The sequence below is a fragment of the Pseudomonas veronii genome, from assembly GCF_002028325.1.
In the GTDB taxonomy this organism is placed as follows: domain Bacteria; phylum Pseudomonadota; class Gammaproteobacteria; order Pseudomonadales; family Pseudomonadaceae; genus Aquipseudomonas; species Aquipseudomonas veronii.
Genome location: NZ_CP018420.1, coordinates 3,614,810 through 3,630,899 on the forward strand (window position 1 = coordinate 3,614,810; position 16,090 = coordinate 3,630,899).

General features: G+C 59.7%; 19 protein-coding genes. 9 read left to right on the forward strand and 10 right to left on the reverse strand.

Features of this window, described 5'->3' with window-relative positions:
• Positions 1–112 precede the first annotated feature (112 nt).
• A complete protein-coding gene (locus tag PverR02_RS16335) occupies positions 113–1,009 on the reverse strand; it encodes a LysR family transcriptional regulator (protein WP_046383531.1) in 897 nt (298 codons plus the stop codon).
• A gap of 105 nt (positions 1,010–1,114) precedes the next feature.
• On the opposite strand from PverR02_RS16335, the gene PverR02_RS16340 reads away from it, so the two are divergent.
• Entirely contained in the window at positions 1,115–2,110 is a 996-nt protein-coding gene (locus PverR02_RS16340) for an aldo/keto reductase (RefSeq protein ID WP_079443889.1), read from the forward strand.
• Positions 2,111–2,239: 129 nt separating this feature from the next.
• Here PverR02_RS16340 and ahpF read toward each other — a convergent pair whose 3' ends face one another.
• The 3 genes from ahpF to PverR02_RS16355 all read right to left on the reverse strand — a co-directional run bounded on the left by ahpF (position 2,240) and on the right by PverR02_RS16355 (position 5,552).
• Entirely contained in the window at positions 2,240–3,805 is a 1,566-nt protein-coding gene (gene ahpF, locus PverR02_RS16345; protein ID WP_079443890.1) for an alkyl hydroperoxide reductase subunit F, read from the reverse strand.
• A 117-nt stretch (positions 3,806–3,922) separates the two neighbouring features.
• A complete protein-coding gene (ahpC, locus tag PverR02_RS16350; protein ID WP_010210361.1) occupies positions 3,923–4,486 on the reverse strand; it encodes an alkyl hydroperoxide reductase subunit C in 564 nt (187 codons plus the stop codon).
• A gap of 133 nt (positions 4,487–4,619) precedes the next feature.
• The gene (locus PverR02_RS16355; protein WP_046383535.1) at positions 4,620–5,552 is read right to left on the reverse strand and encodes a site-specific integrase; all 933 of its coding nucleotides are present in this window, start codon (positions 5,550–5,552) and stop codon (positions 4,620–4,622) included.
• Positions 5,553–5,722: 170 nt separating this feature from the next.
• Here PverR02_RS16355 and PverR02_RS16360 point away from each other — a divergent pair, with 170 nt between their 5' ends.
• Positions 5,723–6,730, forward strand: coding sequence for a DNA-binding protein (locus tag PverR02_RS16360; RefSeq protein WP_046383536.1), 1,008 nt, complete (start codon positions 5,723–5,725; stop codon positions 6,728–6,730).
• Here the strand turns inward: PverR02_RS16360 and gorA are convergent, their stop codons facing one another.
• Complete coding sequence (gene gorA, locus PverR02_RS16365) at positions 6,731–8,089, reverse strand: glutathione-disulfide reductase (RefSeq protein WP_046489458.1); 1,359 nt, start codon at positions 8,087–8,089, stop codon at positions 6,731–6,733. It abuts the gene before it with no gap.
• 105 nt (positions 8,090–8,194) lie between these two features.
• Positions 8,195–9,034 carry a UTP--glucose-1-phosphate uridylyltransferase GalU gene (galU, locus tag PverR02_RS16370; protein WP_003212579.1) on the reverse strand — a complete coding sequence of 280 codons (840 nt, stop codon included), beginning with the start codon at positions 9,032–9,034 and terminating at the stop codon, positions 8,195–8,197.
• 310 nt (positions 9,035–9,344) lie between these two features.
• Between galU and PverR02_RS16375 the strand changes: the two genes are divergently transcribed.
• Both PverR02_RS16375 and PverR02_RS16380 read left to right on the forward strand, forming a co-directional pair.
• Positions 9,345–9,530, forward strand: coding sequence for a hypothetical protein (locus PverR02_RS16375; protein ID WP_017846306.1), 186 nt, complete (start codon positions 9,345–9,347; stop codon positions 9,528–9,530).
• Between the two features lie 192 nt (positions 9,531–9,722).
• Positions 9,723–10,004 carry a hypothetical protein gene (locus tag PverR02_RS16380; protein ID WP_017846307.1) on the forward strand — a complete coding sequence of 94 codons (282 nt, stop codon included), beginning with the start codon at positions 9,723–9,725 and terminating at the stop codon, positions 10,002–10,004.
• A 9-nt stretch (positions 10,005–10,013) separates the two neighbouring features.
• On the opposite strand, the gene PverR02_RS16385 is transcribed toward PverR02_RS16380, so the two are convergent.
• From PverR02_RS16385 to PverR02_RS16400, 4 genes are all read right to left on the reverse strand, one after another.
• Positions 10,014–10,244: a hypothetical protein gene (locus tag PverR02_RS16385; RefSeq protein WP_046383538.1), complete on the reverse strand. Its 231-nt coding sequence runs from the start codon at positions 10,242–10,244 to the stop codon at positions 10,014–10,016.
• A 77-nt stretch (positions 10,245–10,321) separates the two neighbouring features.
• Positions 10,322–11,239 (reverse strand): c-type cytochrome, encoded by a 918-nt coding sequence (locus PverR02_RS16390; RefSeq protein WP_079443891.1) that lies wholly within the window; start codon positions 11,237–11,239, stop codon positions 10,322–10,324.
• A complete protein-coding gene (locus PverR02_RS16395; RefSeq protein WP_079443892.1) occupies positions 11,236–11,883 on the reverse strand; it encodes a c-type cytochrome in 648 nt (215 codons plus the stop codon). Before PverR02_RS16395 ends, PverR02_RS16390 begins: the two co-directional genes overlap by 4 nt.
• A 175-nt stretch (positions 11,884–12,058) precedes the next feature.
• Positions 12,059–12,409, reverse strand: coding sequence for a hypothetical protein (locus PverR02_RS16400; RefSeq protein WP_046383541.1), 351 nt, complete (start codon positions 12,407–12,409; stop codon positions 12,059–12,061).
• A 214-nt stretch (positions 12,410–12,623) separates the two neighbouring features.
• Here PverR02_RS16400 and PverR02_RS16405 point away from each other — a divergent pair, with 214 nt between their 5' ends.
• The 5 genes from PverR02_RS16405 (at position 12,624) to PverR02_RS16420 (ending at position 16,089) form a co-directional block, all read left to right on the forward strand.
• A complete protein-coding gene (locus tag PverR02_RS16405) occupies positions 12,624–12,926 on the forward strand; it encodes a DUF1883 domain-containing protein (RefSeq protein ID WP_017846312.1) in 303 nt (100 codons plus the stop codon).
• A 26-nt stretch (positions 12,927–12,952) separates the two neighbouring features.
• On the forward strand, positions 12,953–13,117 hold the full coding sequence (locus PverR02_RS32300) for a hypothetical protein (protein WP_017846313.1): 165 nt from the start codon (positions 12,953–12,955) through the stop codon (positions 13,115–13,117).
• A 4-nt stretch (positions 13,118–13,121) separates the two neighbouring features.
• Positions 13,122–13,787 carry a DNA oxidative demethylase AlkB gene (gene alkB, locus PverR02_RS16410; protein WP_079443893.1) on the forward strand — a complete coding sequence of 222 codons (666 nt, stop codon included), beginning with the start codon at positions 13,122–13,124 and terminating at the stop codon, positions 13,785–13,787.
• Between the two features lie 75 nt (positions 13,788–13,862).
• Positions 13,863–14,909 carry a bifunctional DNA-binding transcriptional regulator/O6-methylguanine-DNA methyltransferase Ada gene (gene ada, locus PverR02_RS16415; RefSeq protein ID WP_017846315.1) on the forward strand — a complete coding sequence of 349 codons (1,047 nt, stop codon included), beginning with the start codon at positions 13,863–13,865 and terminating at the stop codon, positions 14,907–14,909.
• Between the two features lie 118 nt (positions 14,910–15,027).
• Positions 15,028–16,089: an NAD(P)H-dependent flavin oxidoreductase gene (locus PverR02_RS16420; RefSeq protein ID WP_046489455.1), complete on the forward strand. Its 1,062-nt coding sequence runs from the start codon at positions 15,028–15,030 to the stop codon at positions 16,087–16,089.
• Position 16,090 lies beyond the last annotated feature (1 nt).

Consider the following 16,090-nt stretch of genomic DNA (forward strand, 5'->3'; position numbering starts at 1 on the left):
TGCAGCGGTTGCACGCGTGGGCATGTCAGAACCAGGCCCCGGCAATCGCAATGACACGACCCAGGCCGGCGGACGTCATCGCGCAATCCCCAAGCGTGCCACGAATGGCGTGTTACGCAGACTCTCCATAACGAAAGAATTCTATGAAGGCCCGCAACGCAGGACGCATCAGTCGCCGGGAAGGATAGTAGATATAAAAGCCATCGAAGGGTGGACACCATTCTTCCATGACGGAAATCAGCCTGCCTGCGCGGACATCGGCCAAAACGCTTTCCTCAAACAAAAAAGCCAGCCCAATGCCGTCGAGGGCGGCCTGCCTCATCAGTTCCTGCTGTGGCAGGATCAGATTGCCGTTCACCCCGACACTGACGGCATGCCCGTCGCGCTCCAATTCCCAGCGGTAGATACGGCCACTCTGGAACCTGCGGCGAATGCAGTTGTGTGCGGCCAGGTCGCGGGGGTGCAGAGGTTTGGGATGCCCGGCGAAGTAAGCCGGGGCCCCAACGATCATGCCGCGCCGTGCCCCACCAGCACGTACCGCGATCATGTCGATCTCCAGGCTCTCCCCGAGCCTGATCCCGGCGTCACACCCTTCCTCGACTATGTTCTCAAACGTATCCGAAACGCGAATGTCGAGCTCAATAGCAGGATAGAGCGCCACGAATGCCGGCAGTCGACGCATGATGACTTCCTGGACAGCGAGGAGCGGCATCGTGATCCGTAAGGGACCAGAAGGCGCAACAGCATCCTCCGTAACTTCCGCGAACCCGGTTTCGATTTCGGCGAGGGGGCCTGTGACCCGTGCCAGAAGGCGTTCGCCCTCCTCTGTCGGGCGTGTCGAGCGCGTGGTCCTTGCCAATAGGCGCAGCCCCAAGGCGCCCTCTAACGTGGAGACCGCATGGCTGACCGCAGAAGGCGCGATGCCGAGTTGATCGGCCGCCGCGCGAAAGCTGCCTGTCTTGGCGACGGCGACGAAAACGACGAGTTGGGAAAGCTGTGTTCTGTCCATTGTTCTAAATTTTAGATCAACACAATCTCGCTTGCACGGATTATCAGTGCTAGTCGCTCGCACTACCCTGTTCGTATTCCGGCTAACTTCACAGAGGAACACGTTATGGAACATCGCAAATTAGGCAAAATCGACGTCTCGGCCATCGGTTCGGGCTGCATGGGACTGAGCCAGGCCTATGGCGTCCAAGATGAAGCCAGTTCAATCCAGACACTGCATCGTGCAGTCGAACTTGGCGTAACCTTCTTCGATACTGCCGAGGTTTATGGCCCGTATCGCAACGAGATTCTTCTGGGCAAGGCGCTCAAGCCGTATCGGGAACGCGTGGTCATCGCGACGAAGTTTGGCTTCATCTACAACCGGGATCGGAACGATTTCGGTGAAATCACCGGAACGGATGGCCGTCCCGAAAATGCCCGGGCCGTCGCGCACGCTTCGCTCAAGCGCCTCGATACCGACGTCATCGATCTCTACTATCTGCACCGTGTCGACCCAGCGGTGCCCATCGAAGAGAGTGTCGGAGCAATGGCCGAACTGGTCACCGAGGGCAAGGTTCGCGCGATCGGCCTTTCCGAAGTCTCTGCCGAGACGCTGCGCCGAGCCCACGCCATCCACCCGATCACCGCGTTACAGAGCGAATATTCTCTGTGGACGCGTGATGTCGAAACCAATGGCGTTCTCGACACCTGCCGCGAGCTGGGCATTTCTTTCGTGCCGTTCAGCCCGCTCGGCCGCGGCTTCCTGACCGGCAAGGCGCCCGTTACCGCCACGCTGGAAGCGGGAGATTTCCGACACAATCTGCCGCGCTTCCAGCCTGGGCACGTCGAGGCAAACCGCAAGTTGGTGAGCGTGATCGAAGAAATCGCCGCCGCAAAAGGAGTGAGCGCCGCGCAAGTCGCCCTGGCTTGGGTGCTGGCCCAGGGCAACGACATCATTCCGATCCCCGGCGCGAAACGCCTCGAACATCTGGAGCAGAACGTCGCTGCGACCCGCCTGAAATTGACCGAAGAGGAATGCACCTGGCTCGAAGCGACGTTCTCGCCCGAAAACATCTCGGGCGACCGATACCCGGCAGCGTTTGAGGTGATGTCTCAGAAATAAAACCCGCACTGAAGGTGCAGACCTTGTGTATCGGGCAGTGGCGTAGCCCAGCAAAATACGCTACCGAAACCATCCTGAAATAAAAAACCCCATGTTTACACACGGGGTTTTTTATTTACGGCGCGGACTTCAGGCCGGCGCCGAGGTCCGGATCAGGTGATCGAACGCGCTCAGGGAAGCCTTGGCGCCCTCGCCCACCGCAATCACGATCTGCTTGTACGGCACGGTGGTCACGTCACCGGCAGCGAATACACCCGGCAGTGACGTTTCGCCACGCGCATCGACAATGATCTCGCCCCGGGGCGACAGTTCGACGGTGCCTTTGAGCCAATCGGTGTTGGGCAACAAACCGATCTGCACAAAGATGCCTTCCAGGCCGATGGTCGTGAACTCACCATTGTCGCGATTCTTGTACACCAGGCCGGTGACTTTCTGGCCATCGCCTTTAACTTCACTGGTCAGTGCGCTGGTGATCACGTCGACATTCGGCAGGCTGAACAGCTTGCGTTGTAACACAGCATCAGCCCGCAGCTTGCTGTCGAACTCGAGCAAGGTAACGTGGCTGACGATGCCGGCCAGGTCGATGGCCGCTTCGACGCCGGAGTTACCGCCACCAATCACCGCTACGCGCTTGCCCTTGAACAGCGGGCCATCACAGTGCGGACAGAAGCACACGCCCTTGGCCTTGTATTCCTGCTCGCCCGGAACGCCCATTTCACGCCAGCGGGCGCCGGTAGCCAGGATCACCGTCTTCGACTTGAGCGTCGCACCGCTTTCAAAACGGATTTCGTGCAAGTCACCGGCATTTTTCGCCGGCACCAGGCTGCTGGCACGCTGCAGGTTCATGATGTCCACGTCGTACTGACGCACATGAGCTTCAAGCGCGCTGGCCAGTTTCGGCCCTTCGGTTTCCTGTACCGAGATAAAGTTCTCGATGGACATGGTGTCCAGCACCTGGCCGCCAAAACGCTCGGCCGCCACACCGGTACGGATACCTTTGCGCGCAGCGTAGATAGCCGCCGCCGAACCGGCCGGGCCACCGCCGACCACCAGCACATCGAATGCCGCTTTGGCACTGATCTTCTCGGCGGCTTTTTCGATACCGCTGGTGTCGAGCTTGGCGAGGATTTCTTCCAGGCCCATGCGGCCCTGGCCGAAGTTCACACCGTTGAGGTAGACACTTGGCACGGCCATGACTTGGCGCTCATCGACTTCGGCCTGGAACAGCGCGCCGTCGATGGCCACATGCTTGATGTTCGGGTTCAGCACGGCCATCAGGTTCAGCGCCTGGACCACGTCCGGGCAGTTCTGGCATGACAGCGAGAAGTAAGTCTCGAAGCTGAACTCGCCTTTGAGCGCGCGAATCTGTTCAATCACTTCGACACTGGCCTTCGACGGGTGGCCACCGACTTGCAGCAGGGCCAACACCAGCGAAGTGAATTCATGCCCCATGGGGATGCCGGCAAAACGCAGGCTGATCTCGGCACCCGGGCGGTTGATGGAAAACGAGGGCTTGCGTGCATCGTCACCCTCGGTTTTCAGGGTAATCAGCGTGGTGAGGCTGGTTACGTCCTGCAAAAGTGCAAGCATTTCCTGGGATTTCGCGCCGTCATCGAGGGAGGCGACGATCTCAATCGGCTGGGTGACCCGTTCCAGGTATGACTTCAACTGAGCTTTAAGATTGGCGTCCAACATACGGGCGATTCCTTTGAATTTGGTAAAAAAAACGCCCGAGCGAATCTCGCCCGGGCGTTTTTGAGGGCGGTTGCAGCTTACTTAGGTGCGGAATCCCGCCCTTGATGTGTCACAGACTTAGATCTTGCCGACCAGGTCCAGGGACGGAGCCAAGGTGGCTTCGCCTTCTTTCCACTTGGCTGGGCACACTTCGCCTGGGTGGGCAGCGACGTACTGAGCGGCTTTGATTTTGCGCAGCAGCTCGGAAGCGTCACGACCAACACCGCCGTCGTTCAGTTCAACGATCTTGATCTGACCTTCTGGGTTGATCACGAAAGTACCGCGGTCTGCCAGGCCGGCTTCTTCGATCAGCACGTCGAAGTTGCGGGAGATGGTCAGGGTTGGGTCGCCGATCATGGTGTACTGGATCTTGCCGATGGCTGGCGAGGTGTTGTGCCAGGCAGCGTGGGCAAAGTGGGTGTCGGTGGAAACGCTGTAGATTTCGACGCCCAGCTTCTGGAATTCGGCGTAGTTGTCAGCCAGGTCTTCCAGCTCGGTCGGGCAAACGAAGGTGAAGTCGGCCGGGTAGAAGAACACTACGGACCATTTGCCTTTCAGGTCAGCGTCAGACACGTCTACGAAGTTGCCGTTTTTGTAGGCGGTCGCTTTGAACGGTTTTACTTGGCTGTTGATGATAGGCATCGTTGACTCTCCGTCAGGGGTTGGTAAGTTGATGAAGTGAATCCTACCCACTCTCTTGGCCGATGGCTCATTGGCAAACCTGATGCTCGCGATTGGCTTTTTCTATCAGCCGACAGTATTAATAGAAGAAACCTCAAATCAGCGGCGCAGTTGCCAGGGTCATGCCTAGAAAGGGTGTCGCTTCAACATAGCGCATGGCGGATTTCATGTCGTTCCAGCCGACGTAACTCATCAACGACTTCAAATCCCAACCACTGCGATGGGCCCACGTGGCAAAGCCCCGACGCAGGGAGTGGCTGGTGTAGTGCTCGGCCGGAATGCCCGCACGCTCCAAGGCCTGGCGCAACAGCGGGATCACGCTGTTGGGGTGCAACCCCGCCTCGCCCAGGTTGCCCCAGCGGTCAATCCCGCGAAACACCGGGCCGCGGACCAGCGCCGAAGCGCTGAGCCATTCACTGTAAGCCTGCACCGGGCACAGCCGCAGCAATGCCGGGGTTTGGTAGGTCTTGCCGAGGTTATCGCGGTCGCTTTTGCTGCGTGGCAGGTACAGGCTGATGCCGGCCCCGGGCACGGCCTGGACGTGCTCGATGCTCAATCGGCACAACTCATCACTGCGAAAGCCGCGCCAGAAGCCGAGCAGGATCAATGCACTGTCGCGTTTGGCGCGCAACAGCCGGGCGGGGTCCTGGGCTTCGCTCGCTGCGCGCGCCTCCCCTTCCAGGCACGCAACCACCTGTTCCAGATGCTTGAGCTGCAACGGCTGCGCCTGCTTCTCCCGCGCCGGGTGTACGGCGCGAATTCCCTTGAGCACCTGGCGCACGACCGGCGCCTTGGTCGGGTCGGGAAAACCCTGGCTCGTATGCCATTGCGCCAATGCCGAAAGGCGCAACTTCAAGGTATTCACCGCCAACACCCCGGCATGGGCCACGAGGTAACGCGCCACGCTGTCACTGGTGGCGGGCAGGAATCCGCCCCAACTCACCTCGAAGTGCTCGATGGCTGCGCGATAGCTGCGGCGCGTGTTATCGCGGGTAGCGGCGTTTAGGTAACGATCCAGATCGCTCATGAAAGCCTTTTCGTACTACTGATAGGGCGCACTCACGGTGAAAACCGCGCTGACACGGGATAATACGCCAATATCCCATCTGTTAGATCATGATTTTTAACTCGTTTTTATTCATGATATGATATGTAAATACATACCATGTACCACAGTACTAAATCGACGGAGACCCCATGGCTCGTGGCGGCATAAACAAAGCAGTCGTTCAAACGGCACGCCTGGCGATCCTCGCCCGCGGCGAAAACCCCAGCATCGATGCGGTACGCATCGAAATGGGCAATACCGGCTCGAAAACCACGATTCATCGCTACTTGAAGGAACTGGACGAGAGCGAAACGCGGCAGACCATCACCGAAGCGCCCATCGACGATGAACTCGGCGAATTGGTGGCACGGCTTGCCCAGCGCCTGAAAGAGAAAGCCCAAGAGCCCATCGACCTGGCCCTGGCGCAATTCGAGCAACAGAAAACCGCCCTGCTCGCCCAGCTCGAAACGCTGCAAGCAGCCCACAACCAACTGCAACAGCAATTCGATATCCAGGCCGCGGCCCTTGCCGAAGAAAGCGCAGCCCTGCAAACCGCCAGCACCAGCCTGCAGACCGAACAAACCCGTAACGCCGGGTTGAGCCAGGCGTGCAGTGACTACGAGCTGCGCATCAGCGACAAGGACGAACAGATTCGCTCGCTGGAAGACAAACACTTGCACGCTCGGGATGCCCTGGAGCATTACCGCAACGCCATCAAAGAGCAGCGCGAACAGGAGCAGCGACGCCACGAAGGCCAGGTGCAACAGGTCCAAGCGGAACTGCGCCAGGCCCAGCAGAGCGCCATGGTGCGCCAGGACGAGATCACCCAGTTGCACCGCGACAACGAGCGCCTGCTGATCGAACATCGGGTGACGGTGAAGGAGTTGGCGGCACTGCAGGAGCAAGTGCGCAAGGACCAGGCGCAGCAACTCAACCTGAGCGAACAGTTGAAGCAGATCGACAGCGAACGCACCCTGCTCCAGGAACGCCTGCGGGTCGCGGTGCAAGACAGTCAGTCACGCCAAGCCGCGCTGAGCGAATTCCAGCAGGCCAACAAGGCGCTGGAGCTGGACCTGATCAAGGCTCAGGCCAGCATCGAGGCGTTGCGTCTGACAGCCGCCGTTGCAGCGACCGCCGAGGCAACGCCCAGCACCTGATCAGTCGGCCACGGGCGTTCGCATGGTGACGAACTCTTCGGCCGCCGTCGGGTGTACGCCAATGGTTTCATCAAAATGCTGCTTGGTCGCGCCCGCCTTGAGCGCGATCGCCAAGCCCTGCACGATTTCCCCGGCGTCCGGGCCGACCATATGGCAACCCAGGACCCTGTCGGTGTCGGCGTCGACCACCAGTTTCATCAGGGTTTTTTCCTGGCAGCCGGTCAATGTCAGCTTCATCGGCCGGAAACGGCTTTCGAAAACCTTCACCTTATAGCCTTTGCCCTTCGCATCTTCCTCGCTCAGACCGACCGTACCGATGTTCGGCAGGCTGAACACGGCTGTCGGGATCATCGCGTAGTCCACCGGGCGATACTGCTCCGGCTTGAACAAGCGACGCGCCACGGCCATGCCTTCGGCCAGGGCCACTGGGGTCAACTGCACGCGACCGATCACATCGCCAATCGCCAGGATCGACGATTCGGCGGTCTGGTACAGGTCATCCACTTCGACAAAACCGCGCTTATCCAGTTTGACCCCGGTGTTTTCCAGGCCCAGGTTATCCAGCATCGGCCGACGGCCGGTGGCGTAGAACACGCAGTCTGTTTCCAGCACGCGCCCGTCTTTGAGGGTGGCCTTGAGGCTGCCGTCAGCTTGCTTGTCGATCCGTTCGATATCGGCATTGAACTGCAGATCCAGGCCACGCTTGGTCAACTCTTCCTGCAGATGCTTGCGCACCGCGCCGTCAAAACCGCGCAAGAACAGGTCGCCGCGATACAGCAAAGACGTCTGCGCACCCAAACCATGGAAAATTCCGGCGAACTCAACGGCGATATAGCCACCGCCAACCACCAGCACGCGCTTGGGCAGCGTTTTGAGGAAGAACGCTTCATTGGAACCGATCGCGTGCTCATGCCCCGGTATCTGCGGGATCTGCGGCCAGCCGCCGGTCGCGATCAGGATGTGCCTGGCCGTGAAGCGCTCGCCATTGATTTCCACCTGATGCGGATCGACCAGTCGCGCATGCCCTTCATGCAGGGTCACGCCGCTGTTGACCAGCAGGTTGCGATAGATGCCGTTGAGGCGGTTGATCTCGCGGTCCTTGTTGGCGATCAGGGTCGCCCAGTCAAAGTTCGCCTCCCCCAGGGACCAGCCGAAACCGCTGGCCTGCTCGAAGTCTTCGGCAAAATGCGCGCCGTAGACCAGCAGTTTCTTCGGCACGCAGCCGACGTTCACACACGTGCCGCCCAGGTAGCGGCTTTCCGCCACGGCCACCTTGGCGCCAAAACCGGCGGCAAAGCGCGCAGCACGAACACCGCCGGAACCGGCGCCAATCACATACAGGTCAAAATCGTAGGCCATTTCACTCTCCTCGGCAGGCAATCAGCATACCGACTTAGTTGGGGGCGAAAAACGAAAAAGCCACCCGAAGGTGGCTTTCTCTTACAACAGGCGGGCAACCGTGAATCAGTAAGCCTTGCCAGTCTTGTAGAAGTGCTCGTAGCAGAAGTTGGTCGCTTCGATGTAGCCTTCGGCGCCACCGCAGTCAAAACGACGACCCTTGAACTTGTACGCGATCACGCAACCGTCTTTGGCCTGCTTCAACAGGGCGTCGGTAATCTGGATCTCGCCACCCTTGCCCGGCTCGGTTTCTTCGATCAGCTTGAAGATATCCGGGGTCAGGATGTAACGACCGATGATCGCCAGGTTCGACGGAGCATCTTCAGGCGCTGGTTTCTCGACCATGTCGCGCACGCGGATCAGGCCATCGCCGATGTCGTCGCCGGCGATCACGCCGTACTTGTTGGTTTCTTGAGGATCGACCTCTTGAACCGCGACGATGGTGCAACGGTACTTCTGGTACAGCTTGACCATCTGGGTCAGTACGCCGTCGCCTTCCAGGTTCACACACAGGTCGTCGGCCAGTACCACGGCGAACGGTTCGTCACCGATCAGCGGACGGCCGGTCAGGATGGCGTGGCCGAGGCCTTTCATCTGGGTCTGACGGGTGTAGGAGAACGAGCACTCGTCGAGCAGCTTACGGATACCAACCAGGTATTTTTCCTTGTCGGTGCCTTTGATCTGGTTTTCCAGCTCGTAGCTGATGTCGAAATGGTCTTCCAGCGCGCGCTTACCACGGCCGGTAACGATAGAGATTTCATTCAAACCGGCATCCAGTGCCTCTTCGACGCCGTACTGGATCAGTGGCTTGTTCACCACCGGCAGCATCTCTTTGGGCATGGCCTTGGTCGCTGGCAAGAAGCGAGTGCCGTAACCGGCTGCTGGGAACAAGCATTTCTTGATCATATGGGTCCTTACAAAGGGCTGTGCGTACGGAATTCGGCGCAGTCTAATCAGGCCGCAGTCACCTTACAATGGGTCCTGCTGGCGTTGCGATGTCATCATAGAGAAAAAATGTCGGCGTAAGTTCCGCTAATCCTACAAAGAGCTTCACCAATACCCCGACAAAAACAGCGTAGCCCTGTGGCTTGAAAAGGGCTGCAACCCTTTTAGCACGCTTTGGCGCCGCAAACATTGACCTGGAATAACTTGGGCGGTGGCGCGACAATTGGCGCTATCATTACGCCCTTGAACCAGACTACGAGATTGTTAATAGATGTCAGAACCCAAAGGCGTGAACGGCTACCTGATCACTAAGCGAGCGGACGGTTGGCACCTGATCAACTTCCACGGCGACAGCGTCGCTGGCGCATTCGCGACCGAGAGCCAGGCAACTGCGGTTGCAGAAGTGTTTGTGGATGAAGCGGGCCACGCATCGAGCAAGCGACCGAAGGGCAAGTAAGCCTTGGAAGCTGCGTAAAAAAGCCCCGGTGAACGGGGCTTTTTTGTATCTTTTGTATAACCCTGGAATAGGCTTACACCTGACTTTCAGGACGAGACATGTCTATACGTAGATGGCAGTTCGCTATAGTCTCGTCGAAACGCCCCACGACAGTGTCAGCGCGCCCTCCAACACCCTCGATGATGAACACACATGAACAAGATTCTGGCACTCACTGCAGTATTGGCGCTCGCCGGCTGCACGACCACGTCTGATGTCTACCTGAAAAACGGCGAACAAGGCCTGACCATCGACTGCTCGGGCGAAGCCAATTCCTGGGCCAGTTGCTACGAAAAGGCCGACGCCTCTTGTGCGGGCACCGGCTACCGTATCGTCGGTACCGAAGGCACGCCTTCGCTCAAGGAAAGTGAAAAGACCCTGGGCCAGGACGTGGGCAACTTCAAAAGCCGCAGTGTGGTGGTGGTCTGCAAGTAAGCGTTACGTCTACAGCTGGATATCGGCAAACTTGATACCCAGGCCACGGACGGTCTCCACCAGCTCATCCAGGCGCGAGAAAGATTCGACTTCATCCTGATCGTCCACCAGGAAAAAACTGCGACCGCCGCTTTTCTTGAAGAATACGATCCATTCCCCAAGGTCAGCCGGGTTCTGGATGATGTGAGTGGCCGATATCTGACCTTCGGCCTGGCGAGCCCTGACGTGTTCACGCTTCATGAAAGACTTCCCAAAAAAGACACATGCCGCACAAACCGAGGGTTTGCGCGGCATTTTTGCGTTGATTGGGCGTGAGTCTAACGGATGCCCTGCCCAATCAACACGCCTTCTACGGTTTGGCCGTAGAGATTGACCCCATCGTTGGCGTGGAATTTGACCCGGGTTTTCTCCACGGAACCGTCAACCAGCCGCGGGTCCTGCGGTCGCTCGTGGCTGTTGACGTAGGCCGCTACGTCCCAGGCTTGCTGGTCGCTCAGGCTGCCACCCTTGCCCAGCGGCATGTTGTGCTTGATGAAGGACGCCGCAGTATTGATGCGGTGCATGCCGGCGCCCCAATTGTAGGAGTCCTTCCCCCACAACGGTGGCATCACGTAACTGTCACCGACCTTCTGGCCCTGCCCTTCGGGGCCATGGCAGACGGCGCATTGCCCTTTGTAAACCTGCGCGCCCCCGGACAGGTCATAACCCTTGGCCGGTTGGGCCACGTCGGGATACCCACGGCCTGGTAACTCCACGCCCAACGGTGCTTTGCTGGCCAGCCAGTAGGCGTACACCGAGAGCGCGGTAATTTCGCGACTATCAGCGGTCGGCGGCGTACCGCCGTTCATGCTGAATTGGAAACACCCCTGCAACCGCTCGGCAAAGGTGTTGACCTTGTCGTTCTTCTTTCGATAGGCCGGATACATCGGGTAGGCGCCCCACAGCGGCGCCGAGTTGGCCAGGCGGCCCTGATCCAGGTGGCAATTGCTGCAGTTGAGCCCGTTACCGACGAATGTCGGCGCCAGGCGTTTGGTATCCACGAACAACGCGTAGCCCTCCTTGACCAGCTTGCCGTAGGCATTGTCAGGCAGCTCGCTCTCTTGGGGCGGCTGGAATTGGCTGACAGCCGCATGGCCGGCAGAAGGGCGCAACTGCGACTGGTCTTCCATGGCGATCGTAGCGGCGTGGGCGGACGGCAGACCCAACAGTCCTAGAACTAAAACAAACGGGCTCATGGCTTGGCCTCCAGTTTCAGTGAGGCGAAATACTGGGCCACGCCCTGTACTTCATCCGGCGTCAGGGATTTTGCGATGTGGCCCATCAGATCATTCGGGTCGTTGTGACGGGTGCCGTTTTGCCAGGCCGTCAACTGTGCTGCCAGGTAGGTGGCAGGCTGACCGGCAAGAGGCGGGAACGTGTCGCCGACACCCGTACCGGCAGGACCATGGCAACTTGCACATGCCGGAATCTGCCGTTCCCACGCGCCCTGCTGGGCGAGCTTTTGCGCAGCACCGATAGGCATCTCGCTGCGATGGATCGGTTGAGGGACGGCGGCTGGCATCGCCGCCAGCGCCTGGCTGACAGCGTCGATCTCAGCGTCAGTGAGGGCATTCGCCAAGGGTTGCATCACCGGGTTGGCACGCGTGCCGCGCTTGAAGTCTTCCAACTGTTTACGCACATACAGGGCCGGCAACCCCGCCAACCTGGGGAAGCCCGCGGCGGCGAGCCCCGCGCCATCGGCGCCATGGCAGGCTACGCAAGGCATGGCGCCCGGCTGCGAGCCGCCCTCGGTGAATATCTTCTTCCCATCCAGCGCGTGGGCATTGCCCAGCAGCAACATCAGCGCACTGCCTATCAGTACTCGTTCCAGAGACATCATCACGGCTCCATTTTTTATAGTTATATATTTAGGCGTTTATGTCATAAGCCTACAAATGGTAGGAGAACCTTCCCGTCACGACAACTGCGAAAACGCACGCAAAAAAAAGCCTGACACCGCAATGGCAGGTCAGGCTTTTTTATCGGATTCAAACGGACCGTGTAAACGCTCGGCCTCAGCCGGAAATGCAGTCCTCCCCGGCCTTCTTCACATCGCCCGGGCGGATCGGCACATTGGACATGCTCTCGTAGAGCTTGATGCTGCTGCCACTGGAGCGCTCGTCAATCTCGAAAATAGCCGACGGGTCAGCGGAGAATTTCTGCGGCACAATCACCTGCACGCCGTCTTTATGCGGCTCGATCTGCGGCGGCCGGCGGGTAGTCGACAATTTGCGTACCACACAGGCGGCATATTCCTGCGGTTTTTTCCCTGAAATGACCGCCAAGGTCGGGGGGGTCTGCTTGATATCTGCAACCGAAGCACACCCACCAATCGCCAAGGCCAGAACCAACACACTCCACTTCATATAAAACCTCCGATAAAGACCCTAGGACAGCGGGGATGGTAATTTTCTCCCGCCCACGTAGGATTTATCCCTGATAACTCGGTAAATAACTGTTTTAAATTGTCGAAGTCGTCGACGACGGCCCGATAATAAACGCGCTGGGGCTGATAAACTCTATCTTAACCTACGTATCGTTCTGATTTTTCAGAAAAAGCCCTTCTGGAGACACCCGCCCATGAAATTCATCCACCAGCGTGAGCACCTCAACGAGGGAGATATTGTCGTCATCGAATGCTCACAGACTTGTAATATCCGTCTGATGAGCGATGCGAATTTTCGCAGCTTCAAGAATGGCGGCCGTCACACCTACCACGGCGGCGCGTTCGACAAGTTCCCGGCGAAAATCACCGCGCCGAGCACCGGTTTCTGGAACATCACCCTGGACGTTGTGACGCGCCGCGCCATCAGCGTTACCCGCAAACCTGCGCTGTCCCACAAGATCCGCATCGTTCGTCGCACCAACAGCAAATTGAGCTGATCCGAACACTCGACAGGAAAAAAGCTGTGACCACGACCAAATACGTCATTAAGTACAAACTCAACGGCGAACGCCGCTTTGAGTTTGCCCAACTGCACAGCAACAGCGTCGAAGAAGCCAAGCTAGTACTGGCGAAGATTCACGACGCCAGCGATGAAATCACTGACATCAACGTGAGCAAGGCGCTGTAAGCCCATGCCTGGCCCGACCGTCGACCTGTTCGCCGACGACGCCCTGCAACAACCCGCAGGGCGTGAGCAGATTGGCGAACAGTCCCACCTTCTGAGGGGCTATGCCCTGCCCTGGATTGAGCATCTTCTGCCAGCGTTGCGCTGCGTGCTGGCTCAGTCGCCGTTTCGGCAAATGGTCACGCCTGGTGGTTTCACCATGTCGGCCGCGCTGAGCAGTTGCGGAGAACTGGGTTGGACCACCGATCCCAGCGGCTACCGCTACACCGCGCTTGACCCGCGCAGTGGCCACCCCTGGCCAGTCATGCCCGAAACGTTGCGCCAACTGGCGGCACACGCGGCGGCCGACGCCGGGTTCAGCGATTTTGTGCCCGATGCCTGCCTGATCAACCGTTATGTGCCGGGGGCGAAGATGTCGTTGCACCAGGACAAGAACGAACGCTGCTATACCGCGCCGGTGGTTTCCGTGTCGCTGGGGCTGCCGGCGATCTTCCTGTTCGGCGGCCATGCACGCAGCGACAAGCCGCAAAAAATTTCGTTGTTCCATGGCGATGTGGTGGTGTGGGGCGGGGTCGATCGTCTGCGCTTCCACGGAGTCATGCCGGTCAAGGACGGCACGCATCCGGTCATGGGCCCGCAACGCATCAACCTGACCTTTCGCACCGCCGGCTGATTTGACCGCAAGCTTCAGAGTGCCAGGCCGCCGCGACACGACTAATCTGGCCGTGATCCGTCATGAGAGCAGGCAATGAATAACGAACATGACCCGCGCTGGGCAGCGATCCTCGCCCGTGATCCTCAGGCCGACGCGCTGTTTGTCTATGGGGTAAAAACCACCGGTGTGTATTGCCGTCCCAGCAGTGCCTCGCGCTTGCCGCGCCCGGAAAACGTCGAATTCTTTGAGACACCTCAACAGGCCGAGGCGGCAGGCTATCGCCCAAGCAAACGCGCGACCGGTGACCAGACGCAACGCGCGGCACGCCACGCCGAACTGGTGGCCAACGCTTGTCGGCAGATCGAACACGCCGAAACCCCGCCCAGCCTCGACCAACTGGCACAGCAAGCCGGGCTGAGTGCGTTCCATTTCCACCGCGTGTTCAAGTCTGTCACCGGCCTCACCCCCAAGGGCTATGCCAGCGCCCAGCGCTCACGCAAAGTGCGCAAGGGGCTCAAAGGTCGCAACACCGTCACCGACGCGCTGTATGACGCCGGCTTCAATTCCAACAGCCGCTTCTATGAATCGGCGGACCAACTGCTTGGCATGAAGCCAAGCGATTACAAAGCCGGCGGCACGAATACTCACATCCATTTTGCCGTCGGCCAATGTTCCCTCGGCGCGATTCTGGTGGCGCAAAGTCATCGCGGCGTGTGCGCGATTCTGCTGGGCGACGAGCCGGACACGCTGGTGCGCGACCTGCAGGACCAATTCCCCAACGCCGAACTGCTGGGCGCCGACCCGGCCTTCGAACAGTTGGTCGCCCAGGTGGTGGGGTTTATAGAAGCCCCGGCCCTGGGCCTGGACTTACCCTTGGACCTGCGCGGCACGGCCTTTCAGGAACGGGTATGGCAGGCCTTACGCGACATCCCGGTGGGCAGCACCGCCAGCTACGCGCAGATCGCCGAACGGATTGGCGCACCCACCGCCTTTCGCGCTGTGGCCCAGGCCTGTGGCGCCAATCGCCTCGCAGTGGCGATTCCCTGCCACCGCGTGGTGCGCAGTAATGGCGAGTTGTCGGGCTACCGATGGGGTGTGGAGCGCAAGCGCCAGTTGCTGGAACGCGAGCGCGACCGCTAAAACAGCCCGCGCCACTACACGAAACCCAGGCTGCGTCCAGTGAATAAAACAGACTGGCCGGATGCCAAGGGCCCTGCTAAAACAGCGAAAACTCTTACCAACGCTGGAGACGCATCCCATGAGCACCTGGCCAGACACGCGCATTCTCGATCTGCTGGGCATCGAGGTACCGATTATCCAGGCGCCCATGGCCGGTGCAACCACCGCGCAAATGGTCATCGCCGCCAACGAGGCCGGCGCGCTCGGTTCGATGCCGGCGGCGGCGCTGAGTATCGAGCAGTTGCGCGATGCGTTGAGCACTATCCGCCAGGCCAGTACGCGGCCGATCAACGTGAACTTCTTTTGCCATCAACCGCCCGAGGCGGACGACGCCCGTGATCGGCGCTGGAAAGACCTGCTGCAACCCTACTACCGCGAACTGGGCGCCGACTTTGATGCTCCGACGCCGGTGACCAACCGTGCGCCGTTCAACGAAGCGGCTTGTGAAGTGGTGGAAGCGTTCCGTCCCGAGGTGGTCAGTTTCCATTTCGGCTTGCCGGAAAAGTCCTTGCTCGACCGTGTCAAAGCGACCGGCGCCAAGGTACTTTCATCGGCCACAACCGTCGAAGAAGCGATTTGGCTGGAACAGCATGGCTGCGATGCGATCATCGCCATGGGCCTTGAAGCCGGCGGCCACCGCGGTATGTTTCTCAGCGACGACCTCAACAGCCAGATCGGCTTGATGGCGCTGGTGCCGCAGATCGTCGACGCCGTGAGCGTGCCAGTGATCGCCGCCGGCGGTATCGCTGACGCGCGCGGCATCGCGGCCGCCTTTGCCTTGGGTGCTTCGGCGGTGCAGATCGGTACCGCCTACCTGTTGACCCCCGAAGCCACGGTCAGCCCCTCGCACCACCATGCATTGCGCCACGCCCAGGCCAGCGAAACCGCGCTGACCAACCTGTTCACCGGCCGACCGGCACGCGGCATCGTCAACCGGGTGATGCGAGAACTCGGCGCGATCAACCCGCTGGCCCCGGCCTTCCCCAGGGCCGGCGGTGCGTTGCTGCCACTCAAGGCCAAGGATGAAGCCGGCTTCAGCAACCTGTGGGCGGGCCAGGCGGTGGGCCTGCGGCATCCGTTCGCAACCCGCGAGCTGACCACCTGGCTGGCAGAACAAGCCTTGAGCCGGCTGTCTCGGTAAC

Bases quoted from the DNA above. Each gene is read 5' to 3' on its own strand.
- PverR02_RS16335 (WP_046383531.1), bottom strand. From the start codon at position 1,009: ATGGACAGAACACAGCTTTCCCAACTCGTCGTTTTCGTCGCCGTCGCC.
- PverR02_RS16340 (WP_079443889.1), top strand. From the start codon at position 1,115: ATGGAACATCGCAAATTAGGCAAAATCGACGTCTCGGCCATCGGTTCG.
- ahpF (WP_079443890.1), bottom strand. From the start codon at position 3,805: ATGTTGGACGCCAATCTTAAAGCTCAGTTGAAGTCATACCTGGAACGG.
- ahpC (WP_010210361.1), bottom strand. From the start codon at position 4,486: ATGCCTATCATCAACAGCCAAGTAAAACCGTTCAAAGCGACCGCCTAC.
- PverR02_RS16355 (WP_046383535.1), bottom strand. From the start codon at position 5,552: ATGAGCGATCTGGATCGTTACCTAAACGCCGCTACCCGCGATAACACG.
- PverR02_RS16360 (WP_046383536.1), top strand. From the start codon at position 5,723: ATGGCTCGTGGCGGCATAAACAAAGCAGTCGTTCAAACGGCACGCCTG.
- gorA (WP_046489458.1), bottom strand. From the start codon at position 8,089: ATGGCCTACGATTTTGACCTGTATGTGATTGGCGCCGGTTCCGGCGGT.
- galU (WP_003212579.1), bottom strand. From the start codon at position 9,034: ATGATCAAGAAATGCTTGTTCCCAGCAGCCGGTTACGGCACTCGCTTC.
- PverR02_RS16375 (WP_017846306.1), top strand. From the start codon at position 9,345: ATGTCAGAACCCAAAGGCGTGAACGGCTACCTGATCACTAAGCGAGCG.
- PverR02_RS16380 (WP_017846307.1), top strand. From the start codon at position 9,723: ATGAACAAGATTCTGGCACTCACTGCAGTATTGGCGCTCGCCGGCTGC.
- PverR02_RS16385 (WP_046383538.1), bottom strand. From the start codon at position 10,244: ATGAAGCGTGAACACGTCAGGGCTCGCCAGGCCGAAGGTCAGATATCG.
- PverR02_RS16390 (WP_079443891.1), bottom strand. From the start codon at position 11,239: ATGAGCCCGTTTGTTTTAGTTCTAGGACTGTTGGGTCTGCCGTCCGCC.
- PverR02_RS16395 (WP_079443892.1), bottom strand. From the start codon at position 11,883: ATGATGTCTCTGGAACGAGTACTGATAGGCAGTGCGCTGATGTTGCTG.
- PverR02_RS16400 (WP_046383541.1), bottom strand. From the start codon at position 12,409: ATGAAGTGGAGTGTGTTGGTTCTGGCCTTGGCGATTGGTGGGTGTGCT.
- PverR02_RS16405 (WP_017846312.1), top strand. From the start codon at position 12,624: ATGAAATTCATCCACCAGCGTGAGCACCTCAACGAGGGAGATATTGTC.
- alkB (WP_079443893.1), top strand. From the start codon at position 13,122: ATGCCTGGCCCGACCGTCGACCTGTTCGCCGACGACGCCCTGCAACAA.
- ada (WP_017846315.1), top strand. From the start codon at position 13,863: ATGAATAACGAACATGACCCGCGCTGGGCAGCGATCCTCGCCCGTGAT.
- PverR02_RS16420 (WP_046489455.1), top strand. From the start codon at position 15,028: ATGAGCACCTGGCCAGACACGCGCATTCTCGATCTGCTGGGCATCGAG.